Origin of the sequence: Flavobacterium faecale (assembly GCF_048320115.1) — a bacterium.
GTDB classification, from domain to species: Bacteria; Bacteroidota; Bacteroidia; order Flavobacteriales; family Flavobacteriaceae; genus Flavobacterium; species Flavobacterium faecale_A.
The window spans coordinates 2,621,918-2,643,780 of record NZ_CP182943.1 but is presented as its reverse complement, the minus strand read 5'-3'; the positions used below and the strand labels follow the sequence as shown (position 1 = coordinate 2,643,780).

Below are 21,863 nucleotides of genomic sequence, written 5' to 3'. Positions count from 1 at the left end.
TTATTTGGCAACAATTTTGGAGGTTTTAATTACAACTGGCCCAAGTAATCCTGAAGGAAGCAATTTGTCTTTTGCTTTTTGAAACGAATAGGTGCTAAAGGTTTTTCTTGGGCCTTCGGGTAGTGGTTGGTTCTTTCTATACCACTCTGGCATTTTATACATATCTCCTCTAAAATTTTCGTCTCCAAAACCCGTATTTCCTCTCCTAACATCATAACCCGTTTGATTGGGTAATTTTTCGTCTCCAATTAAACGATTGGTCCATTGATTGGTAATTTGAATTTCTAATTTGTTTTTTCCTTTTTTCAATGCAGAAGTCACATCCAAAGTAAAAGGAGATAACCAACTTACACCAATTTCTTTTCCGTTCAAAATCACCTTAGCAATAACATTTACATTTCCCAAATCGAGTTCAAATTTTCTATCTGATTTGAGTACTTTTTTTTCTATATCAAAAGTAGTTGTATAAATTGCCGTTCCTGAATAATGCTTTATTTCATCAACTTTGTGGGTAGTCCAATCAAATAACGAATCGGTTTTGATGCTTGCTTTATAATTGTCTTCTTCCCTAAAATCGATTATCCAATTTCCTTTTATTACGATTGGATTAGGAATATCAATTACTTTTACATTCCATTCTTCTAAATTGTTTACAAAAGCTTTATAATTGCCATTTTTATACACCTGCATCACAAGCTTATCTTTTTCATTGACAGAAAATGCAGGTTTTGGTAACTCATTTTTTTCTTGATAAACTACTTTTGAATATATTACTGATGATTCTCTAAAAACAACAAAAACAGACTCTTGTGGTTTCAATGAAATTAAAACATTAGTTCTACCGTTTTCATGTTTGTATTCGGCTAATTTTGTAATCTCCCCTGTTTCACTATTCCAAAGTTCTGGTATTTTTCCGTCCACTAAAAAACTACAATGAAGCGTTTCTGCTTTGGTTTGATTGTGGTTGTACACAAAATATATATCTTCCTTATCTGTACGTCTGTGGTAATAGTTAAAATCAGCTTGCCCCTCAACAATCAAATCTTTTTGGATATTGTTTTCTTCAAAAATGGTGTCCCAATTGTATTTGCTATATGTTTTTTTACTAGACCAAATAGTATTTACCAATGCATCAAACTCCTCTAGCATTGCTTTGGTTTTGATATAACCGCCTAACTTTTTTGGTTTTTCGCCAATTATGACAGCTCCGTTTTGAGCCAATTGTGCAATTCCTCTTAAAGTTGCAAGCGTTATCACATCATTTTTTGGCAATACTAAGGCATTATAAGTAATACCATTAGGTAACTTTAATTGATTGTTTTCTACTTTTAGCCTATTGATAATTACATCGGCATTGACACAATCGTATTTGTAAGCAGTTGGTATTTTGGGGTTAAACTGAGTTGGACTCACGATATGATTAGGAGCTTTGTCTCCCACAAAAACCAATAAATCCAATACTGGGTTTCCTTGCCTCAACATATAAGATCCTCTAGCGAGGTATTTGAACCATTCTGACCCAGCATTTTCCCACCAAGTTTGCGTACGGTCAATATGAGAACCCACAAAACTCATGCTCATACCTGGTTTTACGTGTGTATTCGATTGATGCGCAAAGCGGTGAAACATATATTCATTAATACCGTTTGTCCACTCATAATCGCCTTTTTCTTTGGCTAAGGCCGGATGAAAAGCCCAATTTAATTCGGTACTTGTAAAGGCTTCTGCAGAAATGACATTTTTTCCATAAATATGACCAGAAGATACGGGTGCCATTTTATGATTATTGTCTTTACCTAACCAAAATTCACCCATCGGGATATCCGCACTCCTACCAGCATCCAAACTATTAAATGGGCCTACAAAACCATAGGGTTCTATGTAGGATATTAAACCATCATTATGACACAATTCTGTAAAATAATCAAAATAATTAGTAACCATTAAATCACTTACCAAACGTTGCATATCCCAAAAAACATCTTCAACAGTTTCGGTACTTTCAATATACTTACCTGCAAAAAGTGGTAAAAACGGTACAAAATCGTATTTATATTTTTCTTTAAAAATGCCTTCTAAATTGTCTGTCCAGTTTTGTGGTCCTACCTCATAACTATCAATTTCTACGTATTGCAGTGCATTTGGCGCATCTTTTTTGGCTTGTTTGATTAGTTTTCCAGCAAAAGCATCGTAATGAATTTTTAAGGCTTCACGACTAAATTTATCTACTTCAAGTCCTGTACCTTCTTCAGATGCGGGTTCGTTTGTAGCACCAGAAGCCGTAAAACCAAAACGCATAATGGTCCAATTGCCTTCGGGTAAAGTTGTTTTTAAAACACCCGAAGCATCCATTTTGTCTGTCAAAACAATGATATCCGATTTTTTGATATAAGCATTTGCATCTGGTTTACCTATTGGGCGTTTGTTTCTTCGATAAGACGTAAATTCTAGAGCATTGCCTAGTGATTGATTGGCTGAAAGACTCATTTCATAAATCCCACAATCCAAGTCGGTCACTATTCTAAAATAACGAGCTGTAACAGCATCAAAAGGTTCTTGAAAATAACATTCGTCTTTGCCTATACGCTCTTCATTTGGTGTGTGAACCAAAGTAAAATTAATACCGTCGTCTGATTTTAATAACGTTAGTTTTCCTTTGCGTTGGTTAATAAAAACCGACATAGAGCGAATGGTCTGTGGTTTTCCAAAATCATATTGCACCCAATCTTTTGCTTTCAAGTCGGCAAAGGTTTTAGTTTGTTTGTCTGTAGCTAATTTTGTATCAAATTTTGGACTAGAAGAAGTGATAATAGGTTTTAAATTTGCGTCTATTAATTCGGTTTCTAAAGATGGATAAGCTACAACCGCAATGTCTTTGTAAAAATTGTGTCTAGTAGAGGGTTGTGGTAATTTTACTTTTATATTTTTACCACCTTTAACCATTAATTCACTATTAACCACTACTTTCATAGCGTTTTCGGGTTTGATCCAAGGACCACCACTAGAAGTCCAACCGTCACAATTGTGTACACCAAAACTCAATCCAAGTTTTTCACACTCTTTTGCAGCATGTGTCAAAATATCTCGATGTTCTTGTGAATTGTATATTACATCGCCTTCTGGCAAACCCATAGAAACATTAAAAACCAAAACACCACCAATCCCAGCTTCTTTTATGGCTTTTAAGTCTTTGGTAAAACCTTCTTTAGAGGCATTACTACTGTTGATATGGTACCAAGTACGTGGTTTACTCTCTTTTGGAGGAATTATAAAATTATTTTCAAGCTTTGTATTGGGTACATTTTGTGCTTGAACTACCACTAAGAAGAAAACTGTTAGTAGTAATAAGAAGTATTTTTTCATTATGTTGTTATTTATAGATATTTCTTACTACTTTAATTTGTACCGGACCTAATAATCCCGAAGAAACTAATTTTTTACTTTCTTCTTTTTTATAAAAATTAAACACTGTAAATGTTCTTCGTTCACTAACAGGTTGGGGTTCATTATCAGTATACCATTTTGGCATTTCATTGGCTTCTTTTTTGTAACCACTTGTATCAGGGAGATACTCATCTCCTATTAATCGGTTTGTCCAAAGATTGGTAACTTCAATCACTAAATCATTAGTCCCTTTTTGCAGTGCTTGGGTAATGTCAATTTCAAAAGGAGCTATCCAAGACACCCCTAAATCTTTTCCGTTTAGATAAACTTTTGCAGCAATACTTACTTTACCCAAATTTAAATAAAACTTAGTACCGGATTTTAATTGATTTCCATCTATACTAAAACTCTTTCTATAGATAGCGGTACCTGAATAATGTTTAATGCTGTCTATTGCATGGTCTTTCCAGTCGGTCAGATGTGGAAATTTCACTTGGGCTTCATAACCATCTTCTTTTCTAAATTGAACTGTCCATTCTCCTGAAATTGTTATTGGCTCAGGAATATCATTAACTTCCAAATTCCAAACTTTACCATCAGAGAGTTTAGTAGTATAGCTTCCATTATTTGCGACTTCAACCTGTAGCGTATTGTTTTTATCAAAACTATATTTACCCAATAATTTATTTTCAGAAGTTGGAATTACGCTAATACAATTGTTGGTGTTTTCTCTAAAAACAACAAAAGTAGATTCTAAACTTTTAAGAGGAATTGCCACTTTTGTTTTACCATTTAAAGACTCAAATTGTGCTAACTTGACTATTTCTCCTGTCATAGGATTCCATAGTTCTGGAATTTTACCATTGACATTAAAAGTACATTGCATTATTTTTGTGGAATCTTGGGGATTGTATATGAAATAAATGTCTTCAGTGGCGGTTTTACGATGAATAAAATCAGAACTTTCAACACCTTCTAGAGAAAAATCAGGTGTAACTCCTAATTCTGGCAAAATTGTTTTCCAATCCAAAACTTCGTATGTAGTCTTGCGATTCCAGATAGAAGCCACTAAATCATTAAATTCATTTTGTTGCTCTTTCGACACTTGATACTGGGCAATTTCAAGAGGTTTTTTTCCGATAATCACTACACCTTGAGAGGAAAGTTTGTCTAATCTTCTCAAGGTATTTAGTTCAATTCTCTCTAAATTACCTATAATAAGTGCTCGATATTCAATTCCTTCAGGAGTATGAATTTTGCCGTTTTTTACTTGTATTCTATTAATAAGCACCTCTGCATTTGTTACATCACTCTTAAATTGAACAGGCAATTTGACATCAAAAACAGGACTTGGCGAAGCATCACCTGGAAAAATCAAGAAGTCAGAAACCGCAAAACCTTGTCGCAACAAATATTGCCCACGGGCTAAATAATTGAACCACGCCTTTCCTGCATTTTCCCACCAAGTATTGGTACGGTCAAAATGAGAGCCCCAAGGTCCCATGGTCATTCCTGGCACTACATGCGTGTTGGGCTGGTGCGCAAAACGGTGAAACATATACTCATTAATCCCTTGTGTCCAAATATAATCTCCAGAGGTTTTGTTCATTGCTGGATGTCCTTTCCAGTTGGTATCGGGACCAGAGGTAAAAGCCTCTGCCGAAATAATATTTTTGCCATAAGCTCTTGCTGATTGCACTGCCGATGATACCATTATTGTGGGTTGTCCGGTCCAAAATTCGCCCATTGGTATATCTGCTTTTCCTCCTGCAGCTATATCATCCATTGGTCCAAAACCATAAGGTTCAATATAGGTTTGAATTCCATCAGCATGACAAAGCTCTGTAAAATAGCCATAATAGTTTTCTACCATCAAATGACTGTTCAATTTGCGTAAATCATAAGAAACCGCCTCGACAGACTTGGCACTTTCTACAAAACGTCCTGCATATAAGGGTAAAAAAGAAGTTAAATCGTAGCCAAACTTTTGTTGAAAAAGGGCTGGATAATTGTTTGTCCAATTTTGCCCACCCATTTCATAACTATCAATTTCTACATACTTCATTGCATTTGGAGCTTCGGGTTTAGACTCTTGTACAAGCTTTGCAACAAACGCATCGTAGTGTAATTTGAGTGCATTTCTATCAAACTTATCCACTTCTAAACCTCTACCAGAATCAGAAGCAGGATTGTTAAAAGCTCCTGTAGAAGTAACGCCAAAACGCATGATAGTCCAATTTCCTTTGGGTAATTTGGCAGTCAAAAATCCATTTTCATCTACAAATTGCGAAAGGTTGATTATTTTATTTTTATCAATAATCATATCATTTGCTGGACTGCCAATACGATCCAAACTAGAGGCTTCTTCACGAGCCATAGAAATTCGTGCCAAACGATCAGAAATGGTTTGGGTAGCACTTAATTCAATTTCTTGAATTGCTATTTCGTTTAAAACCTTTAGTTTAACAAATTTGGCCGTTATACCATCATAATGTGCCTCTAAGTTGAACTCTTTTTTTCCTGTTCTTTTTTGTTCTGCTTCTGGAATGTCTTTAAAATTTTGTCCATCATCAGATACTGATAGGACAATTTTCGGTCCGCGTGTGAGCGTATTAATTAACAAAGAACGTAAAAGAATCGGTTTTTCAAAAGCATAAGTTATAAATGCAGGCTTAGTTTCTGAACCTTTAATAACAGACGAACTATTTGTTTTATGGTCATTTAATAATGAAATATTAAAATCACTATCACTAGTTGTTATTGCGTACTTATTTTGAGCATCGGCTATTTCAGATGATAGAGATGGATAAGCCAAAACAGCTACTTCTTTGTAATAATTTTCTCTAATAGTAGGTATTGGCAACATTAATTTTAATTTACCTCCTTTTACAACCGTATCACGATAAACGATCATTTTCATGGATTGGTCGGCTTTTACCCAAGGTCCACCACTGGAAGTCCAGCCATCACAATTGTGCACACCAAAGGTAAGTCCAAGACGCTCGCTTTCTTTGGCAGCATGCTTTAATAAGCTTCTATGTTCAGTTGAATTGTAGGTTATTTTTCCTTTGGGAATGCCGTACGAAATGTTGAACAACAGCACCCCGCCAATGCCTACATTTGCTAAGGATTCGAAATCTTTGGTCAATCCTTCTTTGGACATATTGCCATCTAGCGCATGCATCCAGGTACGAGGTTTGGATTCTTGTGGTGGATTTTTAAAATTTCTTTCCAAATTTGTAATTGGCGATTTTTGGCTATAAACCGAGCCGTTAAAAATCACCAATGATAGTAAACAAATTATTTTTCTCATTTTAGTATTTTAATCAATAAAAAGTTCGTCAATATAAGGGCCGCTTTGACCTGTTGTTTCCAGTCGGATGTTATTGGCACCTGATTTAAAATTTACAATCGTGTTTACAAATTCCCAGTTTTGAATCCAGCCTCCTGTGGCAGGAAATTCAAAGGTTTTGATGTAGGTATCGTTTACAAATAATTTCATTGGGTATTTTTTGTCCTTGTCGTTGTGCATGTATCTGAATCGAATACTAAAATCGCCAGCTTCACCATCATTTTCTTGGTAAAAGGTGATGCTTCCTTCCTTATTATCAAATTTCACAAAACCTGTTCCTTTAAAATGTTGCGCTTCATTACTCGTTTTTGCACCTCCTTTTAAAATAGCTTCTTCAGCTGCAATGTTCACTCCTCTACCATTCCAAATATTAGCTGATTTTTCATCTCCCCAAAACAATCCTTCGTTAGCACCAAAAGTTTCTTCTAACTGTAAAATCAATTTACCATTTTGTTTCACAATCGCTTTGACTGTAGTATTGTTTTTTACTTCGAATGACTTGGTATAAACAATTCCTTCTTTTTGAGGGTCAGCGCCATTAGTGGTATATAAAATTTGAAATTTTGATGGGGAAGTTTTTCCTATCAATCCCATTTCTTGTACATCAATTGAAATCAGGTTAGAAAGATACAATGCTTTGTCACCCAATATAGAAGCTGTAATAACCGAAGCTTTTTTAGCATTTTCTTTTTCTCTTAAAAATAAACGTCCTTTACCGAAAAATAAGGTTCTAAAATCTGACTTAGTGCGACTAATCGAATCAATTGGGTTTCCATTTTCCATAGACACTTTTTCAACATCGCCTGAAATATGATAATAGACTCTGTTTTCTCCATAAGGATAAAGCGTTTTATTGTTGTCTATAGCTTCGCTAGTAAAAATATAACTTGACGAAAATCCGTCCTCAGCTTTTAGCTTATTAAGACTGTTTTTTAAAGATTGAGGTACACCACTTGTTGCAATTGATACTCGTTTTACTTCTTTTCCGTTATTATAGGCTACGGCTTCTAGTTTTCCTTCTTCATAAGGCACCATCCAGTCGCATTGCATTTCGTTCCAAACAGTTCCAGGTTTGTCTTTTCCTAAAGATTTTCCATTTAAGAATAATTCTACCTCATCAGCATTTGAATAGACCCAAACCGGAATTACCGTTCCTTTTTTCATTCTTGGATGTGTCCAATGTGGCAAAATATGTACCATGGTTTCCTTAGTCCATTGGCTTTGGTAGAAATAATACAAATCTTTTTCAAAACCCGCTACATCAAGTGCACCACCCATAAACAAATTAAAAGGCAAACCACCGTGAACCAAACCCGCTTCTCCATAATAATCAAAACCTGTCCAACGGAAATGCCCGCTATGCCAAGGGGTGTCACGCATGACTTCCCAATTTTTACGAGCAGAAATACGAACCGTAGCATTGTCATAAGAGGAATTATAACGTTGTTTTCTGTTCTTCCATTTTTTTGGGTCTAAACCTTCGTAAAAAAAGATTTCCTTTTCGGTTAAATTCGGTAACGGATAAGTTCCTGGCAATTCGTTATCACGCCACCAAGTTTGCGTTCTATAGTATCCACGTGTTTGCCAAGTATGTGGTGCTTCAGTGGATACAAATGGTTTATCAAATTTTGCAGACTCTAAGAATGTTTTGGTTTCTGAACCACCATTTATCCCTGTGATATCCATATCCTCAGGATTTCCTGCACCTGATGAAAACAAGCGAGTATCGTCTAAACTTTTACCAAATTTCACTAATTGGGGAGCTACGGTACTGTGGGTTTCATTCCCTAAACTATACACAAAAACACTCGGATGATTGCGGTCTCTAGTAATCCATTCTTTCATATCAGCTTTCCACCATTGGTCAAAAGCTTGTTTGCCGTAATCTTGAGGTGCTTTTTTGTGCCAACCGTCAAAAATTTCGTCCATAACAAGCAAGCCTATTTCGTCACAAATGTCATAAAACATCGGAGGAGTTGGATTGTGCGAAGGACGAATCGCATTGATGCCCATATTTTTTAACAATTGCAATTTCCAGCGCAACATCGGTTTGGTCCAAGCACCGCCTACGGGGCCACCTTCCCAATGCTCGCAAACGCCTTTTAGCTTCACATTTTTTCCGTTGAGCCAAAACCCTGTTTCTTTTTTCCATTCAACGGTTCTAAAACCAAAGTTTGTCTTTACTTCATCAATTACTTTTTTGTTTTGAATCACTTGAGTGATTAACTGATATAAAACCGGTGTTTCTGGACTCCATAATGATGGATTATTAACCGTTAGGCTAGTATTACTTTTATTTCCATCTAATTTTTGAATCTTAGACTGAATCTTTTTACCTGTTGGCGTTACTACTGTAAACTGATATTGTAATCCGTTAGATGGATTGATGTAATCCACTTTCACATTAACTTGAGCTTGATTAGTCTGAATTTTTGGCGTAGTAATAAATATACCATTAGGACTAATATGACTTTTTGAAACTTCTATCAATTTTACAGGCGCATAAATTCCACAAGGATGGTACCAGCGTGCCGAAGGTTCTAAACTATTATCTACTCTAACAGCGATCGTGTTTTTTCCTTCTTTCAAATATTTTGAAATGTCATATCTAAAACTGATGTAACCATAAGGTCTCTTTCCTAGATGGTTTCCATTAATCCAAACTTCACTATTCATATACACTCCATCAAAATTGATGTAGTTTGTTTTCGAAAGGCTTTCTTTAGTAACATCAAACGATTTACGATACCAGCCAATGCCTCCATCGTGGTAACCACCACCTTGTCCTTGGTCTCCCCCTTTTCGAACCCCTTTTTCAAAAGACCAATCGTGCGGAATGTTTAGATTTTGCCATGAACTGTCATCGAATTCTTTGGCTGAAAAAAGGGTTTTATCTTCTAAAATAAAACGCCAGTTTGAGTTAAGATTCGATTCTATTCGTTGTGCGTTCAGAAACCCTAATAGGAATAAATGAACGATTAGAAAAAATTTCTGGGTTGGTTTATGATTCATCTTTAGCTACTAGTATTCGTTTTACATTTTTTTATAAATCTCAATTGCATTCAAAACAGGCTCTCCTACTATCTTTTTAAAATTCACTAGCAATGGTTCGCCTTCTTTGACACTCACTTCCGATTTAATTTTGACCGCTTGGTATTCGCCATAATCTCCCAATAAATCCAGATTTTCAATTACTTTTTTATCATTAATCAATATCGAAAACTTACGGTTAGTCACTTTAGTAACCTCCTTCGATTCTTCAATTAAATCAAAAGCTAGATGCTTCGCTTTTGAACCTTCTAATTCGGCAAAATGAAGTTTTATCTCATACAGTCCAGGCGGTACATCAAAGCGGTATTGCTCAATGCCTACCAACTGCGTTTGGTAAATAGGGTCGTTAAAAGTTCCTTTGATGGTTTGCTTCGCTCCATAAGGTTGTTGCACATTTTTTTCAGGACGTACATAAGGCTTTCCGCCAATATGCCCCCAACTTCCTGGGGTATATTCTTTGTCAAACAACCAAGCTTGGTCTATTTTGTCATCATAAAAAAAGCGTTGGTCTCCTACATTTATAGAAAAACCTGAGGCTGGAAAGTTTTTTAACGAAATTGGAATAATATTGATACGAATAGTCGAAAAATCTTCTACTATATCGCCACTTTTTGCTACTAACTGATTGATTCCGTCAACAAAAGGGACATTGAAAATTGCAATTTTACCTTCTACTTTTTTGGCTCCTAAACTTTTTCCATTTATAAAAAGTGTTACTTCATTTTGATTCGAAAAAACTTGCACTGGCATCGTTGCTACTCCCGAACCCTCTTTATCTTCTACTTGCGAACGTTGGTTCCAAGTTTTAGTAGCAATGGCTAAAAATGGTTGGGATAATAAAGAAGCTTGGTAGTAATAAAACACATCTTTGGGTTTTCTGTCCAGACCAACTAAACCTTTATTATTGATACTTTGCACTGCATCGATACGGTCTTCTGAGTTAAAATCGGCATAATTCCATACGTTGACACCAGCTATAAAATCTTGTTTCATAAAATATTCAAGATAGTATTTATGAAATTCGGTTCCGTATTCCTGTGAATAATCAAAACGCATCGGATTTAGAGTATGCAACCTTGGGTCCACTCCTGCACCGTACTCTGTAATTATCATTGGTTTTTTTATGGTCGAATGAAATTTTTCAATTCTCTCAGGCAGTAAGTCATAAGAACCACCGTACCAACCCAGATAAATATTCCAGCCTACAATCATTGGAACCTCAGTCAATCCAGCTTCATGATAGCGTTCTAGTCCATTATGGTTCGGAATCATCGTATAGCGGTATGGGTCTTCGGCACGGGTTAGATTTTCAATTTTTTGAGCCAATTCCACAATATAGTTCGTGTATTTTTTGTAACGTTCTTTATCATTACCATATCGAGGATGCAAAATAACCTCGTTCATATACGCCCAAATAATTAAACTTGGGTGGTTGTAATTTTGACGAATCATTTCCAATTGCGCACTCAAACAGTTCTGAGTAAAAGCCTCTGACTCGGTAACGGTATCCACAATTGGAGTTTCCACCGTAGTTAAAATTCCCAATCGGTCACACATTTCAAGGATAATGGGGTCTTGTGGGTAATGGGCTATGCGCAAAAAATTGCTCCCCATTTCTTTCATTCGCAAAATATCTTCGACATGAATGTGGTCAGGAACGGCATTCCCAATGTCTTTAAAATCTTGGTGGCGGTTGGTTCCAACCAATTTTAAATGTTTTCCGTTCAAGAAAAAACCTTTGTCAACATCAAATGCAAACCATCGAAACCCTAAGGAATTGGTTGATTCATCTATTTTTTGGTTGGTTTTTGAATCAAAAATTTCACAAACCACTTTGTACAAATTAGGCGTATCTGGCGACCATAATTGGGGGTTTGTAACCGAATTTAACGCAAAATTAAACTCATTGGCAATACCTGATTTTAGCTTAAGCGTTTGCACTTTCTCTGAAACCAATTGCTGATTTGGGCCAATTAATTTGGTTACCAATTTTACATTCTGATTAGCTTTGTCATCGTTCTTGATTTTTACTTTCAGTTGTACCTCGCCTTTTTGAGCAGATACTTTTGGAGTCGTGATAAACACCCCATTGGCAGCATCTTCTTCGATACTAAAATGCACTTTATCAGTTACTACCAGATTGATATCGCGATAGATTCCGCCAAAAAAAGTAAAATCGGCATGCAAGGGTGGCACATCATCATCATACGAATTGTCTGCTTTTACTACTACCGTAAATGAAGTAGCATTTTTGGAAGTATCAAAATCGATGAATTTAGAAACAGGCACCACAAAACGAGTAAAACCGCCAATATGTTTATTGGCTAATTTATTATTGATATACACTTCAGACACCATAGCGACGCCTTCAAAAAACAGAAAAACTTCCTTATCCTTGTAAGCCGTTGGGATTTTGATGGTTTTAGTGTACCAACCGGCACCACGGTAAAAACCTTCTTCTTCATCCATCACATCTTTGTCATTCCAAGTATGCGGAATAGCGACTTTTACCCCTTTATGATTTTTGAGTTGGTTAATTTCAGTAACCGATTTATCTTGAACAAACTGCCATGCATCATTGACCGTGTACTTAATTTGTGCGGTTACTTGCCAACAAATAGTATGTAATAAAAAAACGAAAATTATTTTAAAATTCTTTTTCATATCTGGGTTTTATTTTTTGTTTTTTGATGTAAAATAGTAGGTTCCTGGTTCTGCTTTTAGTACAAATGCTTTGTCGTTTTTAGATTCTAATTGTATGGCTGCATTATTTTTAAAAGTGCTTCCATTCATTAGTAATTCTTTCTTAGTATCTGCTGGTATCACAATTTTGGCTATGGTATTAGAAGGAATTGTTACCTCTAAATTAAAGTTTCCGTTTTCCAATTTCCATGAGGAACTTATTTTACCGTAAGGAGAATCATAAGTAGCACTAGCGGATGTTAAAGGTCCTCCAGGCATAGGTGCAATTTCAAATTCTTTATAGCCTGCTGTCAAAGGTTTGATACCTGCAATACGCTCGTACATCCATCGACCGATAGCACCGTAAGAATAGTGATTGAATGAATTCATGCCGTCTTTGTGAAAACCGTCTTTCAACGTATAACTATCCCAACGCTCCCACATGGTTGTTGCCCCTTGATTGATAGAATAAAACCACGACGGGTACGTTTCTTTAAAAAGAATGCTGTACATCAAATCAGTTTCACCCTTTTCATCTAAAACAAAAGGAAGAATTGGTGTTCCTAAAAAACCTGTGCGCAAATGGTTGTCACATTCTGCAATTACACGTTTTAAATGTTGTACTGCTTTTTTTGAATTTTCTTGAGAAAGCAAATCAAAATCAAGCGCTAAGAGATATTGAGTTTGGGTTTCAATTTTACTAGTTGTATGCCCGTTATTATCAAAGAATTTTTTCTCGAAAGCCGATTTTATTTCTTCATGAAGTTTTTTTAGTTTTTGAACATCGTCTGTTTTCCCAAGAACTTCAGCAGTGCGCATAGTTAATTCCACCGATCTTGCGTAATAAGCCGTGGAAACAAAATCTCCTGGAGTATCACCACGACGCGTCATTTTTGGATTATCCTTAGGAACAGTATAGGGCTGTAACCAATCGGCAAATGCCATCATGCTCACAATATTTCCTTTGGCTTTGGAGGCATAATACCCCAGCCATTTGTTCATCATCTCATAGTTATCTTCCAGCACGCGTTTGTCTCCCGTTCTAAAATAAATTTCCCACGGAATAACAGTACAAGCATCTCCCCAACCTGCTGAGGATTCTGTCCCAAGTACATTTGGAATCACATGAGGGATAGCACCATTGTCCAATTGTTCTACTCGCATACTTTGCAAATAACCTGCCCAAAGAGCATATAAATCTGCGTTATAAATGGCTGTCGGCGCAATTACCTGCGCATCTCCTGTCCAGCCTAAACGTTCGTCACGCTGTGGGCAATCTGTAGGAACATCAAAAAAGTTTCCTTTCAATCCCCATGAAATATTGCTTTGTAGTTGGTTTAATTTTTCATGTGAAGAAGTAAAAGTTCCGTTTAATTTAAAATCCGAATATTGTACAATGGCAGTAGCCCAGTCTTTTTGAGGTTTTGCTTTTGCATCATAACCGCTTAACTCAATATATTGATACCCATGAAAAGTAAAAGCAGGTCGCCACTCTATTTCGCCATCTTTGGCAGCAATATAGTAATCGGTAGATTTGGCACCTCTATAATTCCCAGTGTACATAGTGCCATCTGTATTCAACATTTCTGCAAATCGTACGGTCAAAGTATCTCCTTTTTTCATGGGTACTTTAATCAATGGAACACCTACATTATTTTGTCCAAAATTAAAAATTGGTTTTCCTGCTACGGGTTCTGTAATGTTTTTAACGGTAATTATCTCTTTGTCTTTGACTGTTTGATAACGTTTTGGCAACAATAAAACCGTTTCCGATGGTTTTTGTTCAATCACCTGAAGCCAATTCGAATCGTCATACTTATTTAGTTTCCATTTCCCTAAATCATAATTAGCATCGTATATTTCACCATCATAAATATTTGAAGCACGTATAGGGCCTTTTATAGATACTTTCCAGCTTTTGTCTGTGACAATAGTTTGCGTTCCTTTGTTTGTTTCAATTTCTAACTGGCATAATAAAAAAGGGGCATCTTCAGTTTTGGCATCGCGTCTCAAATGAATACGACCCGAATGCCAACCTTCGGCCAATACGGCACTGATGGTATTATCCCCTTTTTGTAACATATCTGTCACATCATAAGTCAAAGTACTAATATTTTTGTCAAAAGGAGTCCATCCGGGAGTCATAAAATCAGTTCCAATTTTTTGACCGTTTATGTAGGCTTCAAAAACACCTTTGGCTGTGATATACAACCTTGCCTTCTTAACATTTGAATTGATGTTAACTTCTTTACGAAGGTATTGCGGTCTAAACAACACTGACTTTTTTACGCTTATTTCATTTAATTCTGTTGCAGGAATCGAAATCCAGTTTGCTTTCCAATCGCTATTATGTAAAAGTCCTAATTCAAAATAAGCCGTATCACTCCATTGAGAATCGTTACCTTTTTTGTCAAAATATTTTACTTGCCAATACACTTTTTGTCTTGAGGATAGTTTTTTTCCGTTATAATTCACATACAAGGTTTGGTCTGAATTTACCTTACCACTATCCCATATATCAGGATTATTAGGCAGTAAATTTGGCGCACTAGCCACCACAATTGTATATGCTGATTGCGACTCAACGCCTACTGGCAGTTTCCAAGAAAAGGTGGGTTTGCTGTCGTAAAAACCAATAGGATTGGTTAAACCTTCACTCACGGTTAAATTTATTGGAGCAGTGTTCAAAAAAACAGCATTTGTAAATGAACTTAATACCAACAAAACTATAGCACTAATAAAAATTTTAATTCGTTTAATATTATTTATCATTTTAATTTAATTTTTTAACGTTGGTGTAATTACCTTTCCATTTCCTTGTTCCCAACTCCAATAATCAATGGCTCTTTTAGATGGATCAAGTGTATAATTCCATTTTTTCATATAAAACTCTCTTGGTTTAAAATCGTCACCTATCCTTTTTAATTCATTGTTGAGTTGCTTCTCTAAATCTATTTGAATCTTTTTATAATCTGATTTATCTAGCAAATTTGTCATTTGATAAGGGTCTTTTAAATTGTCGTACAAATTAGAAGCTCCTTCAGGGGTGCGTATATAAAATTATTTAACCACAAATTTTGAAAAATACTCTTGTTTGTCAGAAAGTATATTGATTAAATAAAAACCTGATTTAAATCGACCTTTATTCTCTATCGTAATTTTACCCTCTTCTAATTTATTTTCATACAATTGTCTTCCTAAAACATCATATATTCTTATGGTTGCATTTGTAACCCCATCCAAGGCTACGGTAAAATAATCACGTACTGGGTTTGGGTATATGGTAATTGACGCTTTTTTAGTACTAAAATCTTTATTGCTTAATGTTGTCGATTCTAAAATCCACTTGGAACGATCATCAGAATTGGCAATATGCTCTATGATTCCGTTTGTACTATGGTATAAATATCGAGTACCACTACCTACTTTAAAACTATAGGTTCCATCACTGTTATAAATCACTTCCCATTGTTTGTCTGAATCTGTATTTGGCGCAGAAAAACCAGTATTTATAACATCTCCTACAGGACTACCAGCAGCTCTTAGTATCCCTGTTCTTCTACTATCAATATTAACATAAGTAGAAACACCAGATTTTACAAACTCCCATTCTTTATCACCCGCCACTACATTAGTACCTGTATCACTTTGAACAACATCAGAACCAACAGAGTGCATATATTTACCCGTAACAAAATTCTTGACACGGTAGATATCCCCAGACAAATCGGTAGGATCAAATATTTTAAAATTCACATTGATTTCTGTAGAGCTTACTGTTGCGTTTGTTGCGTTGTATGCCACAGTTTGAAGGGTATAATTCCCAGCAACGGTAGGAGTCCAATCTACTGAGTAAGGAGCGGTAGTATCTTCACCAAAAACGGCACCATTAACTTTAAACTCCACTTTAGCAATATTTCCATTTTCATCCACCGCATTTGCAGCAATTTGTACTGTTTCTCCAATATTGTAATTAGCACCATCAGAAGGTGATGTCAACGAAACTCTAAATGGATTTGGAACTATATCTAAATCTATAATTTGCAGGTATAGCGGCTGAGCATTCCCTGTCTTTTTTTCCATTAAATAATAAAATAATTTCCCCTTGGAAATGTACACCTGACCGTGATCAAACACTTTTCCTGAAGTAGCTTCGTACACTTTTGTGAAATTACTGGTTCCTCCTTCTGCTTTTTGAACAAATACGCGTCCAGCCGAATTTAATCCTATAATATAGATATTAGTTCCCGATGCATATAACTCTTCACCTCCTGAAAACGCAGTTGTTGTTATAAAATCGGTAGCACCAGCAGGTTTATAAGTATGGAGGTTTTTAGTTACATTAAATTGGTTATCCCTAACACTGCTAATAATATGTACATCACCATTATCGGTAACTGTCCAGTCGAAACCACCCACAATAGAAATCGCATCTACATTTGTGCCCTGTACATAATCACCTGGCTCCATAACTTTAATAAAGTCGGCATTAATCAAGGGCAAATTAAAACCTTGTCCTTGATGGTTTTTCCAACCTGTAAATCCGTTTTGATCGTCTGAATAGGCATAATATACTCCGTTTTGATATATAAACTTATCCGTTGCATTGGACGATCTTCTTTGGAAACCGATTCGCATTTTACCATTCACATATTTTATATCTCCATACAATCCCCAATTATAAGGCTCGCCTTGACCTTTCGCATTTAGTATATTGAAATTGGTAAAATTAGACCAAGTGGAATTTGTTGCATTGTATTTACAAAATTTGTAGGCACCATTATTATTTCCACCTTCTCGCATGTACATAAATAAATCTCCTGCATCATTCAAGAAAAATTTTGGATAAGTCAACGCCACAAATGCTGACTGAGGGGCGCTTCCAGGCATTCTTAAATGTTTGTAATCGCCACTAGAGCTATTAACAAATTTATCTAAAGTAAAATCTGCGTCCGCTAAGCTGGCGGCATTGGCGATTGAATAAGAATACCTGAAATAGTCGTTACTTAAACTGCCATCCGAAGGCCTTGTGCTACTATAGGAATGCATATCATACAACAAGTGAATACTACCATCCAACGGACTAACCCCCACAGCTATGGTATTATGAGATTCGCCAATCCAATATTTATTTTGATACCCTGTATGACGGTGAGGAAATTTGATTGTTGCCGATGTTCCTGTTTTCAAATTATAACGGGTTAGCATCACATTTCGCTCTGCCTTACCACCTAGATACCAAGTCATAAATACATAATCTCCGTAGGTTTTTATACAATCTCCATGTGCAGAAATATTTCTACCAAAATAAAAGTCATAGGGAGCTGAGTCTCCAGTATTAGGAGCACTAGTCCCAACGTCGACACCATCAAAATGCAAACCAAAATCGGTTATTTTAATTTCATTTTCTAACACAACTTGAGCATCAGTATAGGAGGATACTAGCAAAAAAATAACTGCTAGAAAAGATTGGGCCATACAAACCCAATTGTTGTAATTAATTTTCATATGTGTAAAATTTGATTTTTTTGCGGTCATATATGCTATCGCTTTTATTTATTGGTGTTTGCTTCACTGAGTTTATATTTTTCATATGTGTTCTGCGAATTTCATTTGCTTGCGCAAACTTCTAGGTAATGGCGATTTCATCTATTTAATTATTGCTATCGACTAAACCTTTTTCTTGAACTAATTTTGTTTTTTTGGTGAAATCACCTTGCCTTCGCCTTTATCCCAACTCCAAAAATCAATAGCTCTCTTAGATGAGTCAAGTGTATAATTCCATTTTTTCATATAGAATTCTCTTGGTTTAAAATCGTCACCTATCCTTTTTAATTCATTATTGAGTTGCTTCTCTAAATCTATTTGAATCTTTTTATAATCTGATTTATCTAGCAAATTTGTCATTTGATAAGGGTCTTTTAAATTGTCGTACAAATTAGAAGCTCCTTCAGGGGTGCGTATATAAGTATATTGTTTGGTTCTAATAGCACGATACTCTGAGTCATTAAAATTAGACCCAAAAGGACTAACATTCATTACCAAAGCCGCTCGATCCGCTTTTGGATCTGGATTTTTAATTAATGAAGAGATATCTTCACCTTCAATACCTTTTGGAATAGCAATATCTGTTAAACCCAATAAGGAAGGTAAAATATCAGGAGTAGTGATAGGCGCCTGAACTGTTTTGCCTTTGTTATTCTTACTATTTGGGTAAGAAATTAAAAAAGGAACACGTACAGACTCATCCCAAGCCAATTGTTTCACAAATGGTTTTACGCCATGCCCACCCATCATTTCACCATGGTCAGCCGTAAATACAATAATAGTGTTGTCAGATAAATTAAGCTTTTTGATTTGTTCCAAAACCGTTCCGATAGCCTCGTCAGTAGCGGTACAATGACCGTAATACCCTTGTAATTCCTTTCGAACCTTAGTCTTCATTTCTTCAGGGATATTAGGTGCTAATACTAAATCTTTTTGAGGATACATATTTTTATACTTTTCAGGAGCGCTGTCGTGCGGATAGTGAGGCGTTGCTAATGAAATAAGCATTAAAAAAGGTTTTTTGTCCTTGGCATGATCGGCCAAGTATTGGTTTGCATCCTTAGTAATAGCAAATGGAGAATAGCCATCCCAGAATTTTTTCACAGGATCGTTATTTGCATAATAATGTTCCTTGTTGTAGTCGTGATCACATTCTGTCCCTTTCCAATAATCAAATCCTTGACGTCTTTCGGGTGCTACATTATTTTCGCGACCATGGCCGTCTAAATGCCATTTGCCCCAATAGGCAGTGTTGTAGCCTTCGGCCTTGAAAATTTCAGCCATACATAATTCTTCTGAAGGTAGATAAATATCATTCAAGAACATCCCTGTCGTGGTGGGGAATTTCCCTGTGAGCAAAGCCGCTCGATGAGGCGTACATACAGGGGTAACTGAAACTGCATTGGTGAAATTGACAGCTTCTTTGGCTAGTTTATCCAAATTAGGCGTTTTTACATTAGGGTCACCATTGTAGCCTGTGGCCGAACCTCTCCATTGGTCGGTGAGGATAAAAACAATATTGGGTTTGGTTTTATTTACAGTTTTATTTGTGTGTTGACAATATACTTGCATCATCACAAAGCACGCAAGCAAACCAGTTATTTTATGAATTTTCATCTTTAAAATATTTTACTATTAGTTTTTTATTTAGTTAATTTTAATCCCAATTATCACATTATCAAAGATTTTAAGAAGTCGACAGACATCTTATAAGGTCTTCGACAAGCTAAGAATGACATTGTGGTCATCAATAGCTTTAGAAACAAATTTGAAATCGGTTTATTTAATTGAATTTGATTATTTTAATCAACGTAACCTACTTTTTTCTAAACAACCGAAATTATACAAATCACCTCTTTGGTGTTTTTAGGAAAAGACACTAAGACTGGTACTACTTCCATTCCGGGTACTTGATTAAAAATACGTTCTTTATCCATTTTTTTAATCGTAAGTGGCACACTCGATTCGACAACTACAATCCCTTCTTTTTTATAAATTTCGATTTTAGTAGCCGAAACTTGTACTACTTTCTCTCCTGTAGGCGAAATAACAGGCAATACCAGTGTATCTCCATTTGCTTCGGAAGTAGTTCTTTGGGCTTTGATAGTCGTTTGATTTTTATCAAAAAGATAATTCAGTTTGAAATCACCGCCTGATGCTAGGGTTTCTTTTTTATTGTTGGTCAGGGCTGTTTCAATAGCAAAATCAATGATTCCTTTTTCGTCTTTGAAGTTTACTTTGGCGTTTAAATCCTGTAAGTTTGTGTACCAAATTCCGTTGACAAATCGCTCTACACGGGGAGTTAGGCAAAAATCTTCCCCTTCTTGTTCTTGTTGGTTATAAGGTTCTACCAACAAGTATTCGACCATACTGGCGGTGAATATAGGCCCCACTTTTTCATGCCATAAAACGGCTAACGAACCTCCTGTAGCCGCTACTGATTTTTCTTTCTTAAAAATCTGATCATAGGATGAAACGGTGCTTCGCCAAGGTCCTCTGGCTGCTAACCAAACATCAAGTTCCGGAAAATGCTTTACTCCATCATTTGAACTTCTTGGAAGAGGCGTTTTTTTGTTTACCTTTTTTAGTTTCTTGGCATTGTCCATCACAAAAGCTAGGTTTTTGGCATGGGCAAAGGTGTGGTGCATACAGGGTTTTACGCCATGGGTTTGATAATGCAAACCACCTGCTAAAAGTCCATTGACGGTACAACGTTGCAATAATTCGGTACTCATAACCGCTGCTGTTCCAAAAGCAGGATTTCTATCCGCCAACATTGAAAAAGCAGGTTGGCAACCATCTGTAGTTCTACTGCCCCAGTAGGTCCATTTATTTTGTCGTGTTCCAAAACTGTTGTCCCAAGCGCCATCAGGCAGCATAAATTCTAAATGACTATTTAAAGATTGAGTCAATAATTTTAACAACTCCTCATCTTTTGTATGTACTGCATATTGCACCACTGCATTTAAACTCTCTTCAACATTGTAGCCTATGTCAACAGGCAGTAATCCTTTGGCACTTTTTTTATCGTCTGGATGATTTTCGCCAAATAATAATTTATTAGGTTCTGTTAGGTATTTCGGAATCAGCAAGGCCAATTCTTTACTTCTGGTTTTATATTTTTCTTCGTTAAAATAATCCCCCATAAAAGAAAGGGCATAAATAGCGGTAAAGCGGTAATTGATATGACTAAAATGATCGTCAAATGTTTTATAGACAAAATCGGTTGCTCTTTTCAATCGGTTATCCCATTTTGTTTTAGTCTCTTTGGGCAGCAAATGTCCGTGGTAATGTAAGGCTTCGCCTAAAGCAATTACGCCAAAAACAGTAGTACCATACCACGATTTTGGGTCTAACATGTTGGTCCAACTGCCATCTGGTAAATCAACGTTCACCGACCAATCCATTACTTTGATAGCGGCATCCAAGTATTTTTTATCCCCCGTTTTATCGGCCATGTACAAAAATGGATAAACAGACTCTTGGCATCGCCCATGAATCTTCTCACAAGCATGACAATACAAAGCGCCATGGGTCACTTTATCATTTGGATTGTTTATTTGGTCCCTAATCATCGCATCGCACCAAGTGGTTAACAATTGGAAAGCATTGGTTTCAAAGGCTGTAAATCCTTCTGATGTATTTAATAAGTGAGAAGTTTTAGTACCACCACAGCTGTACAATGGCAACATTAATCCCATGCTTCCAAATGCCGATAACTGGATGAAGGAACGTCTTTTCATAATTTGGTTTTAATTAATAGTATTTGTAACCGCATAAAATTAATTAAAAATCAAAAATAAGTTGTCCTGTGTTGTGCGGGTACAACCTAAAGTAGAGCACTATT

General features: G+C 36.0%; 9 protein-coding genes. All 9 read right to left on the bottom strand.

Annotated elements, in window-relative coordinates; all coding sequences use genetic code 11:
• Positions 1-3,363, bottom strand: a complete 3,363-nt coding sequence (locus tag ACNH59_RS10790; RefSeq protein WP_418262556.1) for a glycosyl hydrolase — start codon at positions 3,361-3,363, stop codon at positions 1-3.
• A 7-nt stretch (positions 3,364-3,370) separates the two neighbouring features.
• Positions 3,371-6,697, bottom strand: coding sequence for a glycosyl hydrolase (locus ACNH59_RS10785; RefSeq protein WP_418262555.1), 3,327 nt, complete (start codon positions 6,695-6,697; stop codon positions 3,371-3,373).
• A gap of 9 nt (positions 6,698-6,706) precedes the next feature.
• Entirely contained in the window at positions 6,707-9,748 is a 3,042-nt protein-coding gene (locus ACNH59_RS10780; protein WP_418262554.1) for a glycoside hydrolase family 2 TIM barrel-domain containing protein, read from the bottom strand.
• A gap of 21 nt (positions 9,749-9,769) precedes the next feature.
• Entirely contained in the window at positions 9,770-12,451 is a 2,682-nt protein-coding gene (locus tag ACNH59_RS10775) for a glycoside hydrolase family 2 TIM barrel-domain containing protein (RefSeq protein ID WP_418262553.1), read from the bottom strand.
• A 9-nt stretch (positions 12,452-12,460) separates the two neighbouring features.
• Positions 12,461-15,241 (bottom strand): family 78 glycoside hydrolase catalytic domain, encoded by a 2,781-nt coding sequence (locus ACNH59_RS10770; protein WP_418262552.1) that lies wholly within the window; start codon positions 15,239-15,241, stop codon positions 12,461-12,463.
• 6 nt (positions 15,242-15,247) lie between these two features.
• Positions 15,248-15,466, bottom strand: a complete 219-nt coding sequence (locus ACNH59_RS10765) for a hypothetical protein (protein WP_418262551.1) — start codon at positions 15,464-15,466, stop codon at positions 15,248-15,250.
• Positions 15,467-15,529: 63 nt separating this feature from the next.
• Positions 15,530-17,977 (bottom strand): BNR-4 repeat-containing protein, encoded by a 2,448-nt coding sequence (locus ACNH59_RS10760; protein ID WP_418262550.1) that lies wholly within the window; start codon positions 17,975-17,977, stop codon positions 15,530-15,532.
• Between the two features lie 180 nt (positions 17,978-18,157).
• The gene (locus ACNH59_RS10755; protein WP_418262549.1) at positions 18,158-19,633 is read right to left on the bottom strand and encodes a sulfatase; all 1,476 of its coding nucleotides are present in this window, start codon (positions 19,631-19,633) and stop codon (positions 18,158-18,160) included.
• Positions 19,634-19,842: 209 nt separating this feature from the next.
• The gene (locus tag ACNH59_RS10750; RefSeq protein WP_418262548.1) at positions 19,843-21,759 is read right to left on the bottom strand and encodes a hypothetical protein; all 1,917 of its coding nucleotides are present in this window, start codon (positions 21,757-21,759) and stop codon (positions 19,843-19,845) included.
• Positions 21,760-21,863: the final 104 nt, after the last annotated feature.

Excerpts from the sequence above, each read along its gene's own strand:
- ACNH59_RS10770 (WP_418262552.1), bottom strand. The coding sequence starts at position 15,241 with ATGATAAATAATATTAAACGAATTAAAATTTTTATTAGTGCTATAGTT.
- ACNH59_RS10775 (WP_418262553.1), bottom strand. The coding sequence starts at position 12,451 with ATGAAAAAGAATTTTAAAATAATTTTCGTTTTTTTATTACATACTATT.
- ACNH59_RS10760 (WP_418262550.1), bottom strand. The coding sequence starts at position 17,977 with ATGAAAATTAATTACAACAATTGGGTTTGTATGGCCCAATCTTTTCTA.
- ACNH59_RS10765 (WP_418262551.1), bottom strand. The coding sequence starts at position 15,466 with ATGACAAATTTGCTAGATAAATCAGATTATAAAAAGATTCAAATAGAT.
- ACNH59_RS10785 (WP_418262555.1), bottom strand. The coding sequence starts at position 6,697 with ATGAGAAAAATAATTTGTTTACTATCATTGGTGATTTTTAACGGCTCG.
- ACNH59_RS10780 (WP_418262554.1), bottom strand. The coding sequence starts at position 9,748 with ATGAATCATAAACCAACCCAGAAATTTTTTCTAATCGTTCATTTATTC.
- ACNH59_RS10755 (WP_418262549.1), bottom strand. The coding sequence starts at position 19,633 with ATGAAAATTCATAAAATAACTGGTTTGCTTGCGTGCTTTGTGATGATG.
- ACNH59_RS10750 (WP_418262548.1), bottom strand. The coding sequence starts at position 21,759 with ATGAAAAGACGTTCCTTCATCCAGTTATCGGCATTTGGAAGCATGGGA.
- ACNH59_RS10790 (WP_418262556.1), bottom strand. The coding sequence starts at position 3,363 with ATGAAAAAATACTTCTTATTACTACTAACAGTTTTCTTCTTAGTGGTA.